The following is a 16,804-nucleotide window of genomic DNA, read 5'->3' as shown; positions in this document are numbered from 1 at the left end:
GCCTAGAGCTGGCCGAGCCGCTGTTCGCCGAGTCCGTCGATGGCCACCCGCCAGTCCTGCGCCACGGTGTCCGCCACGGCATTGAACGGACGCTTGCCGGTACGGTCGGTCAGCAGCACCAGCAGGCCATGCTGCAGGGGCACCACACGGCCGCGCCAGCCATCGCGATGGAAATCGCGTGCCGTGCGGGCATGCTGGCCCGGCACGTACAGCACCGCGACCGACACGTCGTCGACCCGGCTGACCAGGTGCACGGTGCGGTAGGGACCCACCGGGCAGTCGTTCACGTAGGTCACGTCGTCGGGCAGCGGCCCGTGCAGGTGCACGCCGCGATAGGTGAAACCACCGGTGATCGCCTGCGCGTCGACCGGCCGGGTCAGGTCCAGCGAATGGATTTCCTCCGGCATGTGCGCGACCGCCAGCGCCGGCAGCGAATGGGCATCCAGCTGCCGCCAGATCAGGCCGCCAGCGGCGACCACGATCAGCAGCGAGGCGGCCATCGCCAGGGCCATTCGACGCCGACGCACATGTTGCCGGCGCTCGCCGGTGGCCTGTGCCAGCAGCACGCGTTCGGCCAGTCCGGCCGGTACCGGGATCTCCAGCGCGGCCAGCAGCTCGCGCTCGGCCTGCTGCGCACGCTCCCACGCGGCGGTGCAGGCGGCGCATTCGTCGCGATGGGCCTGCAAGCGGGCATCGCGCGCCTGCGGCTCCGCACCCAGTCGGCGACGGAACTCAAGACAGTCCATGCTGTGCCTCCGGGCGCTCGCCGTGCAGGATGGACTTCAGCTTCTGCCGCGCGCGGAACAACTGCGTCATCACCGCACCGGGCTGCTGGCCGAGCTCACAGGCGATCTCGTCGCAGCTCATCCCGCCCAGTACCTGCAGCAGCAGCGGTTCGCGATATTTGTGCGGTAGTTTCGACATGGCTTCACGTAGTTCGGCGGCGTCACCATGACGCTCGGGGCTGGCCCAGGCCGCGTCGTCGGTGATGCCTTCGTTCAATTCGACGGTGTCCAGCTGTCGACGTTCGTAATGGCGGGCATGCTCGCGGCGCAGGATGGTCAGCAACCAGGGTTTGGCGGCCTCGGTCTCACGCAGCGCGTCGAGGTTTTTCCAGGCGCGCAGCATGGTTTCCTGGACCAGGTCCTGGGCCAGCGCATCGTGTCCGCACAGCCAGTAGGCAAACCGGTACAGGTCGCCGGTATGGGCGCGCGTCAGCGCTTCGAATTGTCGTTGTCGGGGATTCACCACCAAGGAGACCGGGCCGAGGCGTTTCATCTTTCATCCCCTCGCGTCAACGCACCTTTTGCAGGATGCCTTCGAGTTCGTCGTGGCTGTGATAGTGGATCACGAGTTTGCCGCGACCGCCACGGCCCTGGGCCAGCTCGACCCGGGTGGCGAAGCGTTCGGCCAGTTCGCGCTCGAGGTCGGCGATGTTCGGGTCGCGCGCCGGTGCACTCTTGGCCTTGCCCTTGGGCGCACTCTGCGCGCGCCGGGCGGCCTCTTCCAGTTCGCGCACGCTCCAGCCGTTGCGCGCCGCTTCCAGCGCCAGGCTTTCGGCGTCGCGTTCGGGCAGGGTCAGCAGGCAGCGGGCATGGCCCATTTCCAGCTTGCCTTCATCGAGCAGCTTCTTGATCGAGGCGGGCAGTTCGGTCAGCCGCAGCAGGTTGGATACCGCGGCACGCGAGCGGCCGACCGCATCGGCGGCCTGCTGGTGGGTGAGGTCGAAGTCGTCGATCAGGCGTTTCAGCGCATCGGCTTCTTCCAGCGGCGTGAGGTCCTGCCGCTGGATGTTCTCGATCAGCGCCATCGCCGGCACGGCTTCCTCGGACACCTTCTTGATCAGCGCGGGAATCTCGCCGAGCTGGGCACGCTGGGCCGCGCGCCAGCGGCGTTCGCCGGCGATCAGCTCGTAGCTGTTCCTGCCCAGCTCACGCACCACCACCGGCTGGATCACGCCCTGCGCCCTGATCGAGGCGGCCAGCTCGTCCAGCGCCTCGTCGTTCCAGTGCCGGCGCGGCTGGTACTTGCCCGGCTGGATCTGCTGGATCGGCAACATGCGCAGCTCGCCCTCCTGCCCGATCACCGACGGCGAACCCTCGCCGTCGCCTCCGAGCAGGGCATCGAGCCCGCGTCCCAATCCACGTTTCTTCGCAGCAGCCATGTCTAGAGCCTGTTCATGATCTTCAAGCACCCCGCGCCGGAAGCTGTTTGCGCGCAAGCCAAGGAAGAGTGAGGAAGTGGACGTCCGTCCACGACCGAATGATGACGCCGGCCTGCACGCAGACAGATCCGGCCCGACGGGTTGCCATCCCGTGGCCGCCACGCGGCAGCGCGCGGATCGGCCTGCCGGCCAGGCAGGCCGGCACCGCGCACTACTGCCTGACAGCCACGGGATGACAACGCGGAGTGTTTGAAGATCACGAACAGGCTCTCATTCCTGATGATTCGCGGCCGGCGCCTTCAGCGTCGGGCCGCCGGCGCCATGCACCGGTGCCGGTGCCGGCGATTCAATGTCCTCGATCGGATCGAGCCGATCGCCGGGTGGCAGCTTGCGCTCGCGCCGGATCACTTCACCGGCCAGGCCGATGTAGGCGATCGCGCCGCGCGAACTGCGATCGTACAGATGGATCGGCTGGCCGTGGCTGGGCGCCTCGGCCAGCCGCACGTTGCGCGGGATGATCGAGCGCAGCACCTTGTCGCCGAAATGCTGGGTGAGCTGGGCCGAGACCTCGTTGCCGAGATTGTTGCGCACGTCGTACATGGTGCGCAGCAGGCCTTCGATCTCCAGTTTCGGGTTGAGCCGGTGACGCACCGCCTTGACCGTGTCGAGCAGGCTGGACAGGCCTTCCAGCGCGAAGTACTCGCACTGCACCGGGATCAGCACGCCATCGGCGGCGGTCAGTGCGTTCAGGGTGAGCAGGTTCAGCGACGGCGGGCAGTCGATCAGGATGGTGTGGTAGTTCGCCGAAATCTTGGCCAGCACTTCCTTCAACCGGTGCTCGCGCGCCAGCGCGTCCATCAGTTTCAGCTCGGCCGCGGTGAGGTCGCCGTTGCCCGGCAACAAATCGTAGTGCGCATCGGTCGGCACGATCGCCGCGGCGATCTCCACTTCCTCCAGCAGCACTTCACAGCCACCCGGCTTGGCATCGCGCTTGTTGATGCCCGAGGCCATCGTGGCGTTGCCCTGCGGATCCAGGTCGACCAGCAATACCTTGCGCTTCGCGGCGGCCAGCGCAGCGGCGAGATTGACGGCAGTGGTGGTCTTGCCGACGCCGCCTTTCTGGTTGGCGACAGCGATGATGCGGGCCATGGATGGATAGCTACCGTACGCGGGAGAGGGTTAGTGTAATGCCTCGTCCAGCCGCGTGCTGCCCACCCGCCCGGCCGTGTCAGGCACCGACGCGCGCGCCGTCGGCGGGGTCGAACAGGTGCAGCCGCGCCGCTACCAGGCCCAGTGCCACGCGGCTTCCGGGCTCCGGCAGGACCTGCGGCGGCACCCGCGAGACCAGGGTCTGGATGCCGAAGCGCAGGTTCAGGAAGATCTCGTTGCCGACCGGTTCCAGCACTTCCAGCTGCGCGTGGAACGCGGCCGTGCCGCCATCCAGCGGCTGCAGGTCCTCCGGGCGGATGCCCAGCACCACCTCGCGATCGCACCAGGCCGACCAGTCGGCGGCCGGCGCCGACGCGCCCAGGGCGACGTCGCCCTGCGCGGTGTCCAGCACCCAGCCATCCCGGTGCCTCAACGTGCCGCGCAGCAGATTCATCGCCGGGCTGCCGACAAAGCCGGCCACGAACAGGTTCGCCGGGCGCTGGTACAGGTTCATCGGGGTGTCGATCTGCTGGATCACCCCGCCATCGAGCACCACGATGCGCTGGCCCAGGGTCATCGCCTCGATCTGGTCGTGGGTGACATAGATCATGGTCGCCTTGAGCTGACGGTGCAGGCGCGCGATCTCCACCCGCATCGACAGGCGCAGCTTGGCGTCCAGATTCGACAGCGGCTCGTCGAGCAGGAACACCCTGGGGTTGCGCACCAGCGCCCGGCCCAGCGCCACCCGCTGGCGCTGGCCGCCGGACAGCCCGGCCGGTCGCGAGCCCAGTCGCGCCTCCAGCTCCAGCGTCTTCGCCGCCGCGAGCACGCGCCGGTCGATGTCGGGCTGCTTGTGACCGCGCAGCTTCAGCCCGAAGCCGAGGTTCTCGGCCACCGTCATGTGCGGATACAGCGCATAGTTCTGGAACACCATCGCGATATCGCGATCCTTCGGCGCCACCTCGTTGACCACACGGCCGTCGATGCTGAGCTGGCCGCTGCTGATCGACTCCAGACCGGCGATCATGCGCAGCAGAGTGGTCTTGCCGCAGCCCGAAGGCCCGACCAGCACCAGCAGCTCACCGTCGGCGATGTCGAAGCTGGCCCCGGCCACGCCCACGTTGCCATTGGGATAGACCTTGCGCAGCTGATCCAGACGTACGGCGGCCATCGACATCTCCGTTGTATTTGGCCGCGACGGCCGTCCCGCCAAAGCATGCGCTGGTCTGCACTTCGGCGGGGCATTGGGCTATTCTGCCCATGTAATCGTTTACATCAAGCCTTTGGTCGCAGGGAGCCCCATGACCTCACGCAGTTTCCGCTTTCCGGACGGTTTCCATTGGGGCGCCGCCACTTCGGCGTACCAGATCGAAGGCTCGCCGCTGGCCGATGGCGCGGGGCCGAGCATCTGGCAGCGCTTTGCGCATACGCCCGGCATGATGAGCAATGGCGACACCGGTGACGTCGCCTGCGATCACTACCACCGTTACCGCGACGACGTGCAGTTGATGCGGGCCCTGGGCCTGCAGGGCTATCGCTTCAGCATCAACTGGGCCCGGGTGCTGCCCGAGGGCACCGGCCGGGTCAATCCGAAGGGGCTGGATTTCTATTCGCGGCTGGTGGACGAATTGCTGGAGAATGGCATCGCGCCGAACGCCACGCTGTTCCATTGGGATCTGCCGGCCGCGCTCGACGACCGCGGCGGCTGGCTCAACCGCGACATCGCACACTGGTTCGCGGACTACGCCGAAGTGATGTTCAAGGCGCTGGATGACCGCGTGCCGCGCTGGTCCACGCTCAACGAGCCGTGGGTGGTCACCGACGGCGGCTATCTGCACGGCGTGCTGGCGCCGGGCCACCGCAACAAGTTCGAGGCGCCGATCGCCACCCACAACCAGATGCGCGCCAGCGGTGCCGGCATCCAGGCCTATCGTGCGCATGGCCGGCACGAGATCGGCGTGGTGTTCAACATCGAGCCCAAGTATCCGCATTCGGACAGTGCCGAGGACCTGGCCGCGACCCGTCGCGCGCATGCCTACATGAACGAACAATTCGCCGACCCGGCCCTGCTCGGCAGCTACCCGCCCGAGCTGAAGGAAATCTTCGGCAACGCATGGCCGGACTTCCCGGCCGACGATTTCAAGCTGACCCGGCAGCCGGTCGACTTCATCGGCATCAACTACTACACCCGCGCGGTGGTGAAGCACGACCCGGAGGCCTATCCGCTGAAGGCGGTGCCGGTGCGGCAGACCAACAAGACCTATACCGAGACCGGCTGGGAAGTGTTCGAGCAGGGCCTGGTCGATACGCTGACCTGGTTCAAGCAGCGCTACGGCGACATCCCGCTGTACATCACCGAGAACGGCTCGGCGTTCTACGACCCGCCGGTCGCCGACGCGGACGTGCTCAGCGATCCGCTGCGCACCAACTACCTGCGGAGGCATCTGAAGGCACTGCATGGCGCGATCGAGGCCGGGGTCAACCTGAAGGGGTATTACGCCTGGTCGCTGATGGACAACCTGGAGTGGTCGCTGGGGTTTTCCAAGCGTTTCGGCTTGTACCACGTCGACTTCGCCACCCAGCAGCGCACGCCCAAGGCCAGTGCGAAGCTGTATGCCGAAGTGATCGACAGCAACGGCGGCGTGCTGGAAGACTAGCCTCGGCGTTCAGCGCCGGCCGATCACCAGCAGATGACGTTCGGCCGGCAGCCCCGGCACGTTCAGCTCATGCGTGCTGCGGACCGCGAAGCCCGGCGGCATGCCTGCCAGTTCGTCATCCGGCCGCTTGCCCTTCATCGCCAGCCAGATCCCGGCCGGCGCCAGCAGGTGACCACCCCAGCCGAGCATGTCGGCCAGACTGGCGAACGCGCGCGCGGTGATGCAGTCGAACTGGCCCTCGACATCCTCCACCCGCGACTGCAGCGCACGCACGCCATCGAGCTTCAGCGCGCGGATCGCCTCACGCAGGAAGCGCACCTTCTTGCCATTGGAATCCACCAGCAGGATCTGCCGCCCCGGCGCGGCGATCGCCAGCACGATGCCGGGCAGGCCCGGGCCAGTGCCCAGATCGGCCAGCGAGTCACCTCGCACATACGGCAGGATGGCCAGCGAATCGAGCAGGTGGCGGGTGATCATCTCCATCGGATCGCGCACCGCGGTGAGGTTGTAGGCGGCGTTCCAGCGCTCCAGCAAGGCCTGATAGTCGAGCAGTCGCGGCACCGCCTCGACCGGCAAGTCCAGCCCCAGCTCGGCGATGCCCTGTTCCAGTCGTGCCTGCAAGGCGTCGCGCGCGGCCATGGTGCCTTCCTTTCGAGTGATCCGGGCCGGCAAGTATCCCGGGCCGGCAGCCGCGATACCAGCGACGCGTGCCCGACAAAGGAAAACCCGCCGAAGCGGGTTGGAAAGTCGTGCAAATCCCCTGTTGCGCGGCGCTCTCGGGCGCCCTGACGCGATGCCGCGGATCACGCGAGGTCGAGGTCGACCCGGGTCACCATCATGCCGCGCTCACGCAGCGCGTTGTTCAAGGACTGCTTCACGCGGGCACTCAGATCACGTCGATCGGCGCGTTCGGCTGCCGTCTCGCCACGCAGGGCTTCCTGCGCACCGCGGCGGATCAACTGGTCGACCTGCTCGATCACCGCGTCGGCGCGCTCCGGTTCCAGCACCTGCCAGTACACCGTGCCGCGGAACTCATGGGCATCCGCCAACGGCTCCTCGAAGCGGAGCATCTGCCCAGCCAGATTGATCTTGTGCGCCACCCGATCCATCAGCGGCAGCACCAGATGCATCCCCGCCCGCAGCAGGCGCAATGGCTTGCCGCGGCGACGCAAGGTGTAGACCTGACCGGCTGGCACGTACTTGACCGCACTGGCGAGCAGCGCGGCAGGCAACAGGAGCAGCAGGATCAAGAGAGTCATGATGGTATGAGAAAACAGTAACTTGGCTAGGGTTCATGCCGAGCTGCGGCAACTTGATGATACAGGCGACTGAGCAGGCGAAGATTAACCTTGATTTAACGACAATCGGAAATTTTTAACAATGGCTTTCGTCACGAAACCGGGAAATCGGATGCAAGCGACACCCATGGAGGATCTCGTGTCGGCGGTCCTTATTGATGTCAGCAGGCGCCTTAAAAGCGTCAGTGAACCTAAAACCTGTCAGATGGCGCTTGGCTGCCTTACTAGAGGTCGATGCATAAGGCCCGCCAACTCTCGATCTGAGCCACCTGAAGGACTAGATCGGCCGGAAGACGCGAGGCTTTACCGCCGATGTAGCCTGTTTCAGCGCAAGACTGCGGATGCGATCCATTCGCATTTAGCTAACTAGGCTGCGCGTTTTTTGCGGTAATTGACCAAATGCGCCTCGACACATCGGGTTAATAGGCCGGTTGCGACAGATTTTCGGACGAGCCGGATAAGCGTGTTAGAACTCGAGCCGTCGATTTCCGGCCGTAGGTCGCCCTTAGGAGCAGGCTGCTTCCGACCCAGGCTGGGTGAAAACTCCTGGGCGAGTTTGCCCAACGGCCGCGTACGCGAATTCTTGGCGACTCTTGGAATACGAGCCCCCTGAAATCGAACTCTCGCCGAGCGAATTGCTCAAGTTTTGCCCAGTAGAAAAGCCACTTTTTCGCTTTCACACAGCCTGGACCGGAATCGGACATTCGAGGTGGTGCCGTTAACCCGGTTACCATGACGGTACAGCCAATGATCGTAGTCAGATACGCAGGCAGGAACGCGCCCAGAAGATCGCCGCCGACGCTGCCGATGTGGCTTCCAAGAAGCAGGAGCGGGCATGCCCAGGGGGAGGAATAAGCGGGAGCCAGGCGGCAGCAGGATGCTGGCGGGAACGCCAGCGAATCAGAAGAATTCACGATGGCTGACTTGGGGTCGTTGGTTATTTTTTGCCTCAGGCTGGGTAGCAGCCGTGTTTGTCGGCGTGCTCGAATTGCCAGCCAAGATCGTTTCCTTCTCGGAGAATTTCGCCCCGGCAAAGGAAACAACGCTCAATGCGGCGATCGACTACCAGAAGTACGTCGGGCGTTTTTCAAGTGACCCTAACTCGTGGGTGGGTAGCAACCTCGTTAGCGACGGCACTCATCCTCCCGATGACGGAGATATACAACTCGACATCGAGTACCTCGGACACGGTGAGTACAGCGGCGAGATTCGTTCGGCGTACATGGCGAAGCATGCCCTCGCTCCGTGGTCGAGGGTCATGATCGACGGGAAGGTAGGTCTCACTGGAACCTTCCAAGGCGTCGTATGGGACATCGTTAACGGCAGCCGTGCCTCTTACGCGTTGTTTCAATTGTCTCCGGAAGACAAGTCGAATGGCAGCCTTCGACTTACGCCAACATCTGCGAACAACATTTTTCCTGGCAAAGTTGTGCTGTGGCCCACTGATTTCGAAATGTCGGGAGGCGAGCACGGGCAACGCTTCGAAAACTTGCTTCACGAGGTCGTCGCCCGGCCTTCAAAGAACGAGAATGCCAAAAATGTCGAAAGTAAGAGTGATCCTTGAGCGTCCGCTTCTGGCCGATGCCTGCTGGTCGACTCCACTGGTGATGCTGCTGGTCAGGTCCGATGTCGGGAATGGGCAACTCGTTGGCGAAGGTGGGCAGTCTGGCTGCCGGCCGTGATGATTTTCGCTGGCAACGTTGGTCAGCTGTTGTGGCGAGGTTGGGCAGGCGGCTGGCTTTTGCACCTATGTGAGGCGCAACGGCGAACGCAGCATTCGAGATGCCCCGGTGCGCCTACTTCCGAGACACGCCCTTCTTTCGGCCTGGTCTCAATTGCGCTGGCTTTTCGGCGGCTGCAACGAGCTCTTCGTCGGTCAGGTCACGTAGGCGGCCGATCGCGGCCCTAATGACTTCGCTGCGGTTGCGCAAAATGCCTTGTCGACCGAGGCGCTGTCGAGCGTGTTCGATGGCACTCGCCTCCTTATCTGTGAGGCAGAAGCTCAGCTTGGGCGTGGTCTCCATATATCAATCATATCATTAGTATGATATTCTTCAATCAGTCGCAGTCCTTGCAACGACCCCAAGATAGAAAGACGTCTAGTGCGTCTGACAGCGAGATAGACAGCCACGCAAAGCTGGGTAAACATCACCCGAACCCGGAAACAGCTATGTCACGAGCAGATCTCCTAGTTAATTTGGTGAAGGCCGGTACCGAGGGCGACCAACAGTTGCTTCGTACGACTGTCGAAGCGATGGCCGCTGAAGAGCGCGCCAAGCATCATCATCAATTGGCAGATCGCCTGGTCCAGAATCTCGGCAAGGGGAAGTCGGGTTCTCGGCCGACCGAGGTTGTTCGCGCGCATGACGGCGGCCACGGCGGTCTATTGTTCGAGATCGAACCACGCCGCACGCTGGACGCTTTGCTGTTAAGTGACCCAGTTCGAATGGCCTGTCGAGAACTTATCGAAGAACAACATCGACGGGATTTGCTCCGATCGTACGGTCTGGAACCGAGGCATCGGGTGCTGCTCTCAGGTGCACCAGGAAATGGCAAGACATCAATGGCCGAGGCACTCGCCGCGGAATTAATGGCGCCTTTGTTCGTCGTCCGATACGAAGCCGTAATCGGCAGCTTTCTTGGCGAAACAAGTAGTCGCCTGAAGCGTCTCTTCGACTTTGTGCGAACACACCAATGCGTCTTGTTCTTCGATGAATTCGACACGCTCGGCAAGGAGCGCGGCGACACCAATGAGACGGGCGAGATCAAGCGCGTTGTCAGTTCCTTGCTTTTGCAGATTGACGCGCTGCCGAGCCATGTCGTTGTGGTAACGGCGACCAATCATGCCGAATTGCTCGACCGAGCAGTGTGGCGTCGTTTCCAACTGCGGCTTGACATGCCGGCTCCAACGGCAGCTCAGAAAGAGGTTTGGTTTGCCGATCTACAGAAGCGTCTGGGGACCAGCCTCGGCATGGCTCCTAAGACCCTGGCTGAAAAATTGCCAGCGACCAGCTTCTCGGATCTGGAGCAATTCTGCGAAGACGTCCAGCGCCGATACGTCCTGGAGCTTCCGGAAGCGAGCATCAAGAAGATCGTGGCTGATCGATTGAAGCAGTGGAAGGCGCGCTTTACTCTCTAACAGACAATCAATCGTCTAAGGAATTCGGATGGCTAGAGGACAGCTTCCACTTCTTATGTTTCCCGCTCGAGCAAAGAGCGAACGAGAAGGCCTTGGACGAAATATCGATAGCCTACGTGTCCCCGATATTGCCAGGCAGCGTGCACGGATCGGACCGCAACTCGCGGTACTCCAGGGTGCAATGGAGGCTAGGCGGATTCTGTTACAGCGATCTGCTCCGCTCGAGAACCCCGAACTGGTTCTAGTCCTGGAAGTGATCGGTGCGATCAGCAATTTTGCAAAGGCTGTCAGTCGGGTTGAAGGACTGGAATGGCTCTTCGAATTGGCCGAAGACCAGATTCCTCCCGATGAAGATTTTCATGAGGAGGATGAGGACAAGCGGGACAGAGACCTTAAGGGGCGCCTCTATCTTCTGGGAACCAATCAGCAGGCGCTAAATCAACTTCTCGGGCTCTGGGAGAGGTACCAACGCGATCCCAGCGCAAGGTTGGATCATGGCTTGGCTCCCTTCAAGGCCGTCTTCGCGCACCTCCGGTCTATCCGTCCATGGAACGCGACAGATCGGGTTGGAGACGACATTCGCGACTACTGGATCGATGAAGCGCAGAGCGGCAAGGCGTCCTCGCGCTTCGAGATTGAGGCCTGGTACCACGCTTCGAACCGAAAGAACGACGCGGCACGAGCAGAAATTGTTTCGCTCATTCAAGACCTGCGCGGTCAGGTGCTCAGCCACTGCGTCATCGACGCTATTGCATACCATGGACTGTTATGTGAGCTACCGATCGGGTCAGTACAAGAAATTTTAGACGGCGGCGTGCCGGATCTCCTTCTATCGCAGCGAATCATGTTTTTCCGACCACAGGGACAGTCCTCTGTGGGTGCCTCACCTGAGGAACAGGTGGAGGTCGCGGATCTTCCAACCGGGACTACGGCAGGCCAGCCAGTTATAGCCCTATTGGACGGCCTTCCGATGGGCAATCATGGGCTTCTGGCTGGCCGCCTAGTCATTGACGATCCGGATGGGTGGGAAGAGATTTACGAAGCCAAAGATCGCGTTCATGGCACTGCCATGGCTTCGCTGATCGTACACGGGGAACTCGACGCTGCATCCGATCCGCTGAGTCGTCCAATTTACGCGCGCCCTATCATGCGCCCGGATCCTCAAGACACGTACAACCCGCGACGAAGCGAACAAACACCAAATGACACATTGCTCATCGACCTCGTCCATCGAGCCGTGCGAAGGCTCTTCCAAGGGGAGGCTAACCAGGCACCAGTCGCGCCGACCATTAAGATCATCAATCTCTCGATGGGTGATCCGCACCGTGTGTTCTCGAATGAGCTGTCGCCGTGGGCACGGTTGCTTGACTGGCTCTCACATCAATTCGGAGTGCTTTTCGTCATAAGTGCGGGCAATGATGCTTCCACGATAAAGGTGGATGCTCCTCGTGGCGCTCTACAAGCCATGCAGGTGATTGATCGGCAGCGCGCCGCTTTGGCGGCTCTCGTCAAATCAAGCGCAGACAGGCGATTGATGTCCCCAGCGGAGTCGATCAACGCTTTGACTGTGGGCGCACTCCACGAAGATGTTTCGAACCCGCCGATTGTGCCGAATCGGTTCGATCTCTATCCACTGAACGGGATTAGCCCTCTTTCGCGCGTCGGGCATGGCTATCGCCGTGCCGTGAAGCCAGACCTTTTGATGCCTGGAGGTCGCTGTCTCCACAGCGAACAGCTCGTTGGCCCTCCCGAAGCCACCCTATTAAACGTGGTGAACGCAGCGGCAAGTCCGGGACACAGAGCGGCAATTCCTCCCTTAGGTGGTGAGGGGCCAAACAGCAGCGCCTATTTCAGGGGCACAAGCAACGCGACAGCGCTTGCCAGCAGGGCCGCTGCGCAGATCCATGAAATGCTCGAAGGACTGCGACAAGCGGTTCCAGGGGCTCCGACTCCCGAATACGATGCCGTGGTTATCAAAGCTCTGCTTGTCCACGGTGCTACATGGGATGGGATCTCCGAACCGTTGCTAAGCGCTCGCCCAGAACTGGCTGCAATCGCTGATGGCAACGAAAGACGACGTGCTCAAAAGGACTATTTAACACGGTGGCTTGGTTATGGCAGGGCCGACGTCGATCGAGCCATGACCTGCACAGAACAACGCGCCACGCTCCTTGGTGTTGGCGCCTTACGAGCTGGGGAGGCCCTGGAGTTCGTCATGCCACTCCCGCCGACTCTGGCAGGCAAACTTACCTGGCGAAGAGTCACCGTAACGCTAGCTTGGATCACACCCACAAACTCGAAGCATCATCAATATCGCCAAGCCAGGTTGTGGGTGACTCAAGGTCAGAACCCCCTACGCGTTGTCCGCGCCAACACTGACGACAGAGCTCCAAAACGCGGAACTGTCCAGCACGAAGTGTGGGAGGGGGAAGACGCTGTCGCTTTTACCGACGGCGCGACGTTCTCGTGCAAGGTCAACTGTGCCGAGGAGGCGGGTCGATGGGAAGGGTCCGTTCGATTCGCGATATGCGTCTCCCTTGAGGTCTCTGTCGAGACCGGAATCGAGGTGTACCACGAGATCCAGCAACGAATCGCCGCGCAAGTACCCATCTTGCAGTCGTAAAGCCCCAAATCAGTGGGCACCAGTCAAACAGAGTTCAATGGAGTCCTAGGTCAATTGAGACCGCAGGAGAGCTAGATGGCGTTCGATTGGGCAAAGATACGCGACATGATGATCATGGCCCATGGGATCCGTCGGGCGAATGACAAGTTCACCCTCTATTACGACGAGACCAACAACATCCGCAAATTTTTGCTGACGGATGATGGAACCAATGTCGTCCAGCACAAGAACTTCGTTCTAGGCGGTGTCGCTCTTCAGGAAGGGCAGGTTCTACCAGATATCTCATCGCTGCGCGCTAGCCTCGGGATGCAAGACAACGCGGCGGAAATCAAGTTTAGGCACGTGGCCAGCGGAGACTTCGAAGTGGTCTTGGCGTCTCGGAAGATGGGTTGTTTTTTGGCTTGGCTGACCGAGCACCAGCTGGCGATCCACTACTCAAGTATCAACATCGTCTATTGGTCCATCGTAGACATTGTTGACTCGATTTTGGCCATCGACCGGTTTGATGTATTTAGGATCCTTCAAATGGAAATAAAGAATGAGCTCTATCGGATTGCTTGCTTGGACAAGCCGACCTTCATGACCTTGCTGAAGCAGCACGGCTATCCGAACATCCGGCGCGGCAAGGTTGCAGATTTCATTTTCGACGTGGAGGCGTTTCTCGATCGCTACAAGTCAACGACCATAAACTTGCCCGCCCTCATGCTTCAAGAGCTGATCAGAAAGGCCCATGATCTCGTCGAACTTCCCTTCCTCGTCGATGATGAGGAGGACGTGCTCATCAGCAGCTTCAGCTCGTTCTACACGACTTCCATATTGCTCTTTAAGAACGCCGCACACGTCTTCGACCGCGAAATCCAAGTCGAGAAGAGCTTGAACGCCGAGGGGTTCAAACAGCGCGCGCTAGACACCGACTATCGGTTCTCCGACTCCAAGGTGGACCCAGGTATCCAGCTTGCTGACGTGACGGTGGGCCTAATCGGAAAGTATCAGGACTTCGTAGAGGGAAACCGGCTGCCGGAGCTACTGGCTCGAAAGAAGGCGTGGAACGCCACCCAATCCGAAAATTTCGATCTGCTGCGACGCCTGATCGACTTTTCAGACGATGTGAGCAACGGATTTGTTCATCGCATTACTGCCATGGACAGCGCATACAAGAACGATACATTCATGCACGGTCTGCCTTCTAAGACTCACCTATTATAGGGCATGGTTACCACCACAAACGGTCACGCGGCCTCATGCCGGTCAGGATTTCGGCACGCTGACCACAAACGACAGGCCCGGGTAATCAACCTAATCGGTGTGCGCATTCCGTCGAATATCAAATCTTGGTCGAATCTCCGATGAGTTCAAGGCCGCCACCGGGGAGCGTACGGACAAGTCGCCCCCGGTCATCTTCTCCAACATATCCGCCCTCGGCGCGCATCTTGGCCACAAAAGCATCGCGCTCCGGATTCGGACCGACCATGTACGCGGCCCAGAGATCGTGAAAAATGCAAGCCTCATCAGGCTCCAGTTGGTCGGCATCGAATTCACCACGCAAGGCAGCGTAAACGCGATCCAGCGTACGGCCGGGGGACGACTCAGTGGGGTCATCAGGAATTAGCGCTGCATCTGATTCGGGTAGCTTGGCATTCTTAACCATGTTCTCAACCCCCAAGGGCAACTTCAAACCGGCATTTGCGTTTCACCAATAGTGCGGCGGCGGCCCATCGACTGATGAATAGCGTCTGGGCTCCAGCAGATGGCGGGACGGCTGATCTTGCAGCGCCTCCCTCACCTGTTCCCGCGAACCAATGACACTGGACATGGATTCTAACCACCCTGGACAATGTCCAGGTGGGGCGTATCCGCCGTTCCGCAGCCTGGTTCGCGGCGATAGTCTCGAGAACGTATGCGCAACGACCCACAGGGCAGCACGACGAGTGGGCATGTCGCTTAGACATCGCACTCCGTGTCGCCATGCCAACTGCCTCGTTGTCCGGGGCAACGCGTTGCGGTTGAAGGACAGGTAATTCCGTTCAAAAAAATCAGGGCAGAGATCACGTGCGATCCAGCGAAACTCTCTCGGATTGCCGGCTCGACGAAGTACCAAAACCAGCATGCGGCAGACTGAGCCGAGATCCTTCGCCGCGTTGATCGGGACACTCGCCGGTGAACGGTATGCCTCGTAAGTAAGGCACGCGCGTTCAAAAGTCGTCAGCGTATCCCACACTTCTTTCGACTCGGGATGCCGCGACAGACCATCCATGAGTGCATCGATGGTCCGAAGATCCGTGCGAAGCCGGTTCGTAACGTCGACTTCAATCAGGCTCGGATCGTGAATCCAGCTAGGTGGAAGTATGCGGCTCCCGTCGCTGTTCGTATGAAGCCAATCGAACAACGGCGTTCCGTGAGAGGAGCAATGCGTCGCCAAGACATGGGCCCACCGCAGGCGAAAATAGGGTGTTCTGCGCTGCCGCAAATCGTCCTCAAAGCAACGGGGACAATAGTGCTTTCTGCATATTTGGTGCAGCAGCCAATCCCTTTCCGGTACCGGGCTAGCGAATGGCGCTAGATCTGCCCATTCCAACCCAGTCGCATCGAAAAATGGGCGCCGTGCCTCCCAGCAATCGAATGCATCAAAATCCCAACCGCGTTCAAAACGCGCTCCGATAGCGCGCACTGCACCCTCCCTAGTCAATCCGTAACGCTGGACGTTTCGGTCCAGCCATGATGACAATGATTCGTCGACGTGGGGACGGTCACAGTAGATGAAAGGACCGCCCCCATTGCGACTACGCAGCGCGTGTTTATCCACGGAGGGGCCTAGTGAATTGTTGTCCCATCAAGCGCTTCATGGGGAGGGGAATCCCATGGAAGTCGAAGCATTTCTGGTGTGATGGTCTCTTTTCCGGAAATGATTGCCTCGATGGCGGCGTTCTTTACTATGTCGATGATGTAACCAAGCTTCCCATCAGAGAGTTCAAGCAGCTTCGTGATCATTTCCCTAGTGCGCAGATTTACGTCCCCCTGCAACAGCAAGTTCGGCTCTAGACTGGCAAGGAGGTCAATCAGGTCATCGTTGTCCCTCCACGCGGGCAGCTTAATTTCACTGAACCGCGCGCGAAGGTGCTGATCGCTATCGAAGGCTTTTCCGGCCTGCTCAACCCCCATAGCAAGGACGGGCATTTTGAGCGAATTCATCAAATACTTGATGGCGTCGAGCACGCGTTGCTGGTCGCGCTCAGACGTCTTAAGCACATCTTGCGTCTCGTCCAGAATAAGCAGCCTGCAATTGATGTTTCGCAGCGTCATGGTTACGACAAGCTCGCGATCTGCCACCCGTGCGTTGCAGTTTACGGGTGCATTAATCTGTTCCAGTATTCGACCATAGACGGCTCGGGAAGTCGCAAGCCCTGATAGCTCAATCATGACCGCACAGGGACGGACGCTACCGATAAACGAGGACGGCGCCAGCTGTGAGTAGGCCTTCAGGATTGAGCACCCAAGGGTCGTCTTACCACTGTTTGTGGCGCCCGTAACAATAAGACCGGGGGCGCGGGAGCGGGGCTGTTGTTTAATCATCCATAGAGCACGATTCACAGCCTTTTTCAGTTGTGGGTGCAAAATAACGTGTTCCGTTTGAACCTCGATGATCCTTTCCGCCTTAGATGCGTAGCGGAGCTTCTCCTTCTTCGCGACGGCTTGAGATACCTGCGCGTCAAGCGCTGCTCGCATATCAGGGGCTTCCGGCAATGGCTGCGGAGTCGAATGGTTTAAGTCGGTCAT

15 protein-coding genes are annotated in these 16,804 nt (G+C 60.7%); 5 read left to right on the top strand and 10 right to left on the bottom strand.

From position 1 onward, the window contains the following. Positions 1 to 2: 2 nt before the first annotated feature. From ACFPPA_RS18220 to ACFPPA_RS18200, 5 genes are all read right to left on the bottom strand, one after another. A complete protein-coding gene (locus ACFPPA_RS18220; protein ID WP_377322520.1) occupies positions 3 to 746 on the bottom strand; it encodes a DUF3379 family protein in 744 nt (247 codons plus the stop codon). Next, positions 733 to 1,278 (bottom strand): sigma-70 family RNA polymerase sigma factor, encoded by a 546-nt coding sequence (locus ACFPPA_RS18215; protein WP_377322518.1) that lies wholly within the window; start codon positions 1,276 to 1,278, stop codon positions 733 to 735. Before ACFPPA_RS18215 ends, ACFPPA_RS18220 begins: the two co-directional genes overlap by 14 nt. Positions 1,279 to 1,294: 16 nt before the next feature. Then, on the bottom strand, positions 1,295 to 2,164 hold the full coding sequence (locus ACFPPA_RS18210) for a ParB/RepB/Spo0J family partition protein (protein WP_377322516.1): 870 nt from the start codon (positions 2,162 to 2,164) through the stop codon (positions 1,295 to 1,297). A gap of 270 nt (positions 2,165 to 2,434) precedes the next feature. Further along, positions 2,435 to 3,313, bottom strand: coding sequence for a ParA family protein (locus ACFPPA_RS18205; protein WP_377322514.1), 879 nt, complete (start codon positions 3,311 to 3,313; stop codon positions 2,435 to 2,437). A gap of 79 nt (positions 3,314 to 3,392) precedes the next feature. Further along, positions 3,393 to 4,484, bottom strand: coding sequence for an ABC transporter ATP-binding protein (locus ACFPPA_RS18200; RefSeq protein WP_377322512.1), 1,092 nt, complete (start codon positions 4,482 to 4,484; stop codon positions 3,393 to 3,395). Positions 4,485 to 4,614: 130 nt separating this feature from the next. On the opposite strand from ACFPPA_RS18200, the gene ACFPPA_RS18195 reads away from it, so the two are divergent. Beyond that, positions 4,615 to 5,970 (top strand): GH1 family beta-glucosidase, encoded by a 1,356-nt coding sequence (locus ACFPPA_RS18195; RefSeq protein ID WP_377322510.1) that lies wholly within the window; start codon positions 4,615 to 4,617, stop codon positions 5,968 to 5,970. A gap of 9 nt (positions 5,971 to 5,979) precedes the next feature. Here ACFPPA_RS18195 and rsmG read toward each other — a convergent pair whose 3' ends face one another. Continuing rightward, positions 5,980 to 6,609, bottom strand: coding sequence for a 16S rRNA (guanine(527)-N(7))-methyltransferase RsmG (gene rsmG / locus ACFPPA_RS18190; protein ID WP_377322508.1), 630 nt, complete (start codon positions 6,607 to 6,609; stop codon positions 5,980 to 5,982). Between the two features lie 164 nt (positions 6,610 to 6,773). Continuing rightward, positions 6,774 to 7,229, bottom strand: coding sequence for an SPFH domain-containing protein (locus ACFPPA_RS18185; RefSeq protein WP_377322506.1), 456 nt, complete (start codon positions 7,227 to 7,229; stop codon positions 6,774 to 6,776). A gap of 916 nt (positions 7,230 to 8,145) precedes the next feature. On the opposite strand from ACFPPA_RS18185, the gene ACFPPA_RS18180 reads away from it, so the two are divergent. The 4 genes from ACFPPA_RS18180 to ACFPPA_RS18165 all read left to right on the top strand — a co-directional run bounded on the left by ACFPPA_RS18180 (position 8,146) and on the right by ACFPPA_RS18165 (position 14,236). Beyond that, a complete protein-coding gene (locus ACFPPA_RS18180; RefSeq protein ID WP_377322504.1) occupies positions 8,146 to 8,832 on the top strand; it encodes a hypothetical protein in 687 nt (228 codons plus the stop codon). Positions 8,833 to 9,438: 606 nt separating this feature from the next. After that, a complete protein-coding gene (locus ACFPPA_RS18175; protein ID WP_377322502.1) occupies positions 9,439 to 10,407 on the top strand; it encodes an AAA family ATPase in 969 nt (322 codons plus the stop codon). Between the two features lie 28 nt (positions 10,408 to 10,435). Further along, entirely contained in the window at positions 10,436 to 13,030 is a 2,595-nt protein-coding gene (locus tag ACFPPA_RS18170; protein WP_377322500.1) for a S8 family peptidase, read from the top strand. A gap of 75 nt (positions 13,031 to 13,105) precedes the next feature. Then, positions 13,106 to 14,236: a DUF3800 domain-containing protein gene (locus ACFPPA_RS18165; RefSeq protein WP_377322498.1), complete on the top strand. Its 1,131-nt coding sequence runs from the start codon at positions 13,106 to 13,108 to the stop codon at positions 14,234 to 14,236. Positions 14,237 to 14,354: 118 nt separating this feature from the next. Here the strand turns inward: ACFPPA_RS18165 and ACFPPA_RS18160 are convergent, their stop codons facing one another. The 3 genes from ACFPPA_RS18160 to ACFPPA_RS18150 are packed head-to-tail and all read right to left on the bottom strand — an operon-like array spanning position 14,355 to position 16,804. Continuing rightward, positions 14,355 to 14,678, bottom strand: a complete 324-nt coding sequence (locus ACFPPA_RS18160) for a hypothetical protein (protein WP_377322496.1) — start codon at positions 14,676 to 14,678, stop codon at positions 14,355 to 14,357. Between the two features lie 42 nt (positions 14,679 to 14,720). Beyond that, complete coding sequence (locus tag ACFPPA_RS18155) at positions 14,721 to 15,833, bottom strand: TniQ family protein (RefSeq protein ID WP_377322494.1); 1,113 nt, start codon at positions 15,831 to 15,833, stop codon at positions 14,721 to 14,723. Positions 15,834 to 15,841: 8 nt separating this feature from the next. After that, positions 15,842 to 16,804, bottom strand: a complete 963-nt coding sequence (locus ACFPPA_RS18150; protein WP_377322492.1) for a TniB family NTP-binding protein — start codon at positions 16,802 to 16,804, stop codon at positions 15,842 to 15,844.

Source organism: Rhodanobacter ginsengisoli (assembly GCF_042657065.1).
Classification (GTDB): domain Bacteria; phylum Pseudomonadota; class Gammaproteobacteria; order Xanthomonadales; family Rhodanobacteraceae; genus Rhodanobacter; species Rhodanobacter ginsengisoli.
This window is presented reverse-complemented; position numbering and strand designations above follow the sequence as displayed.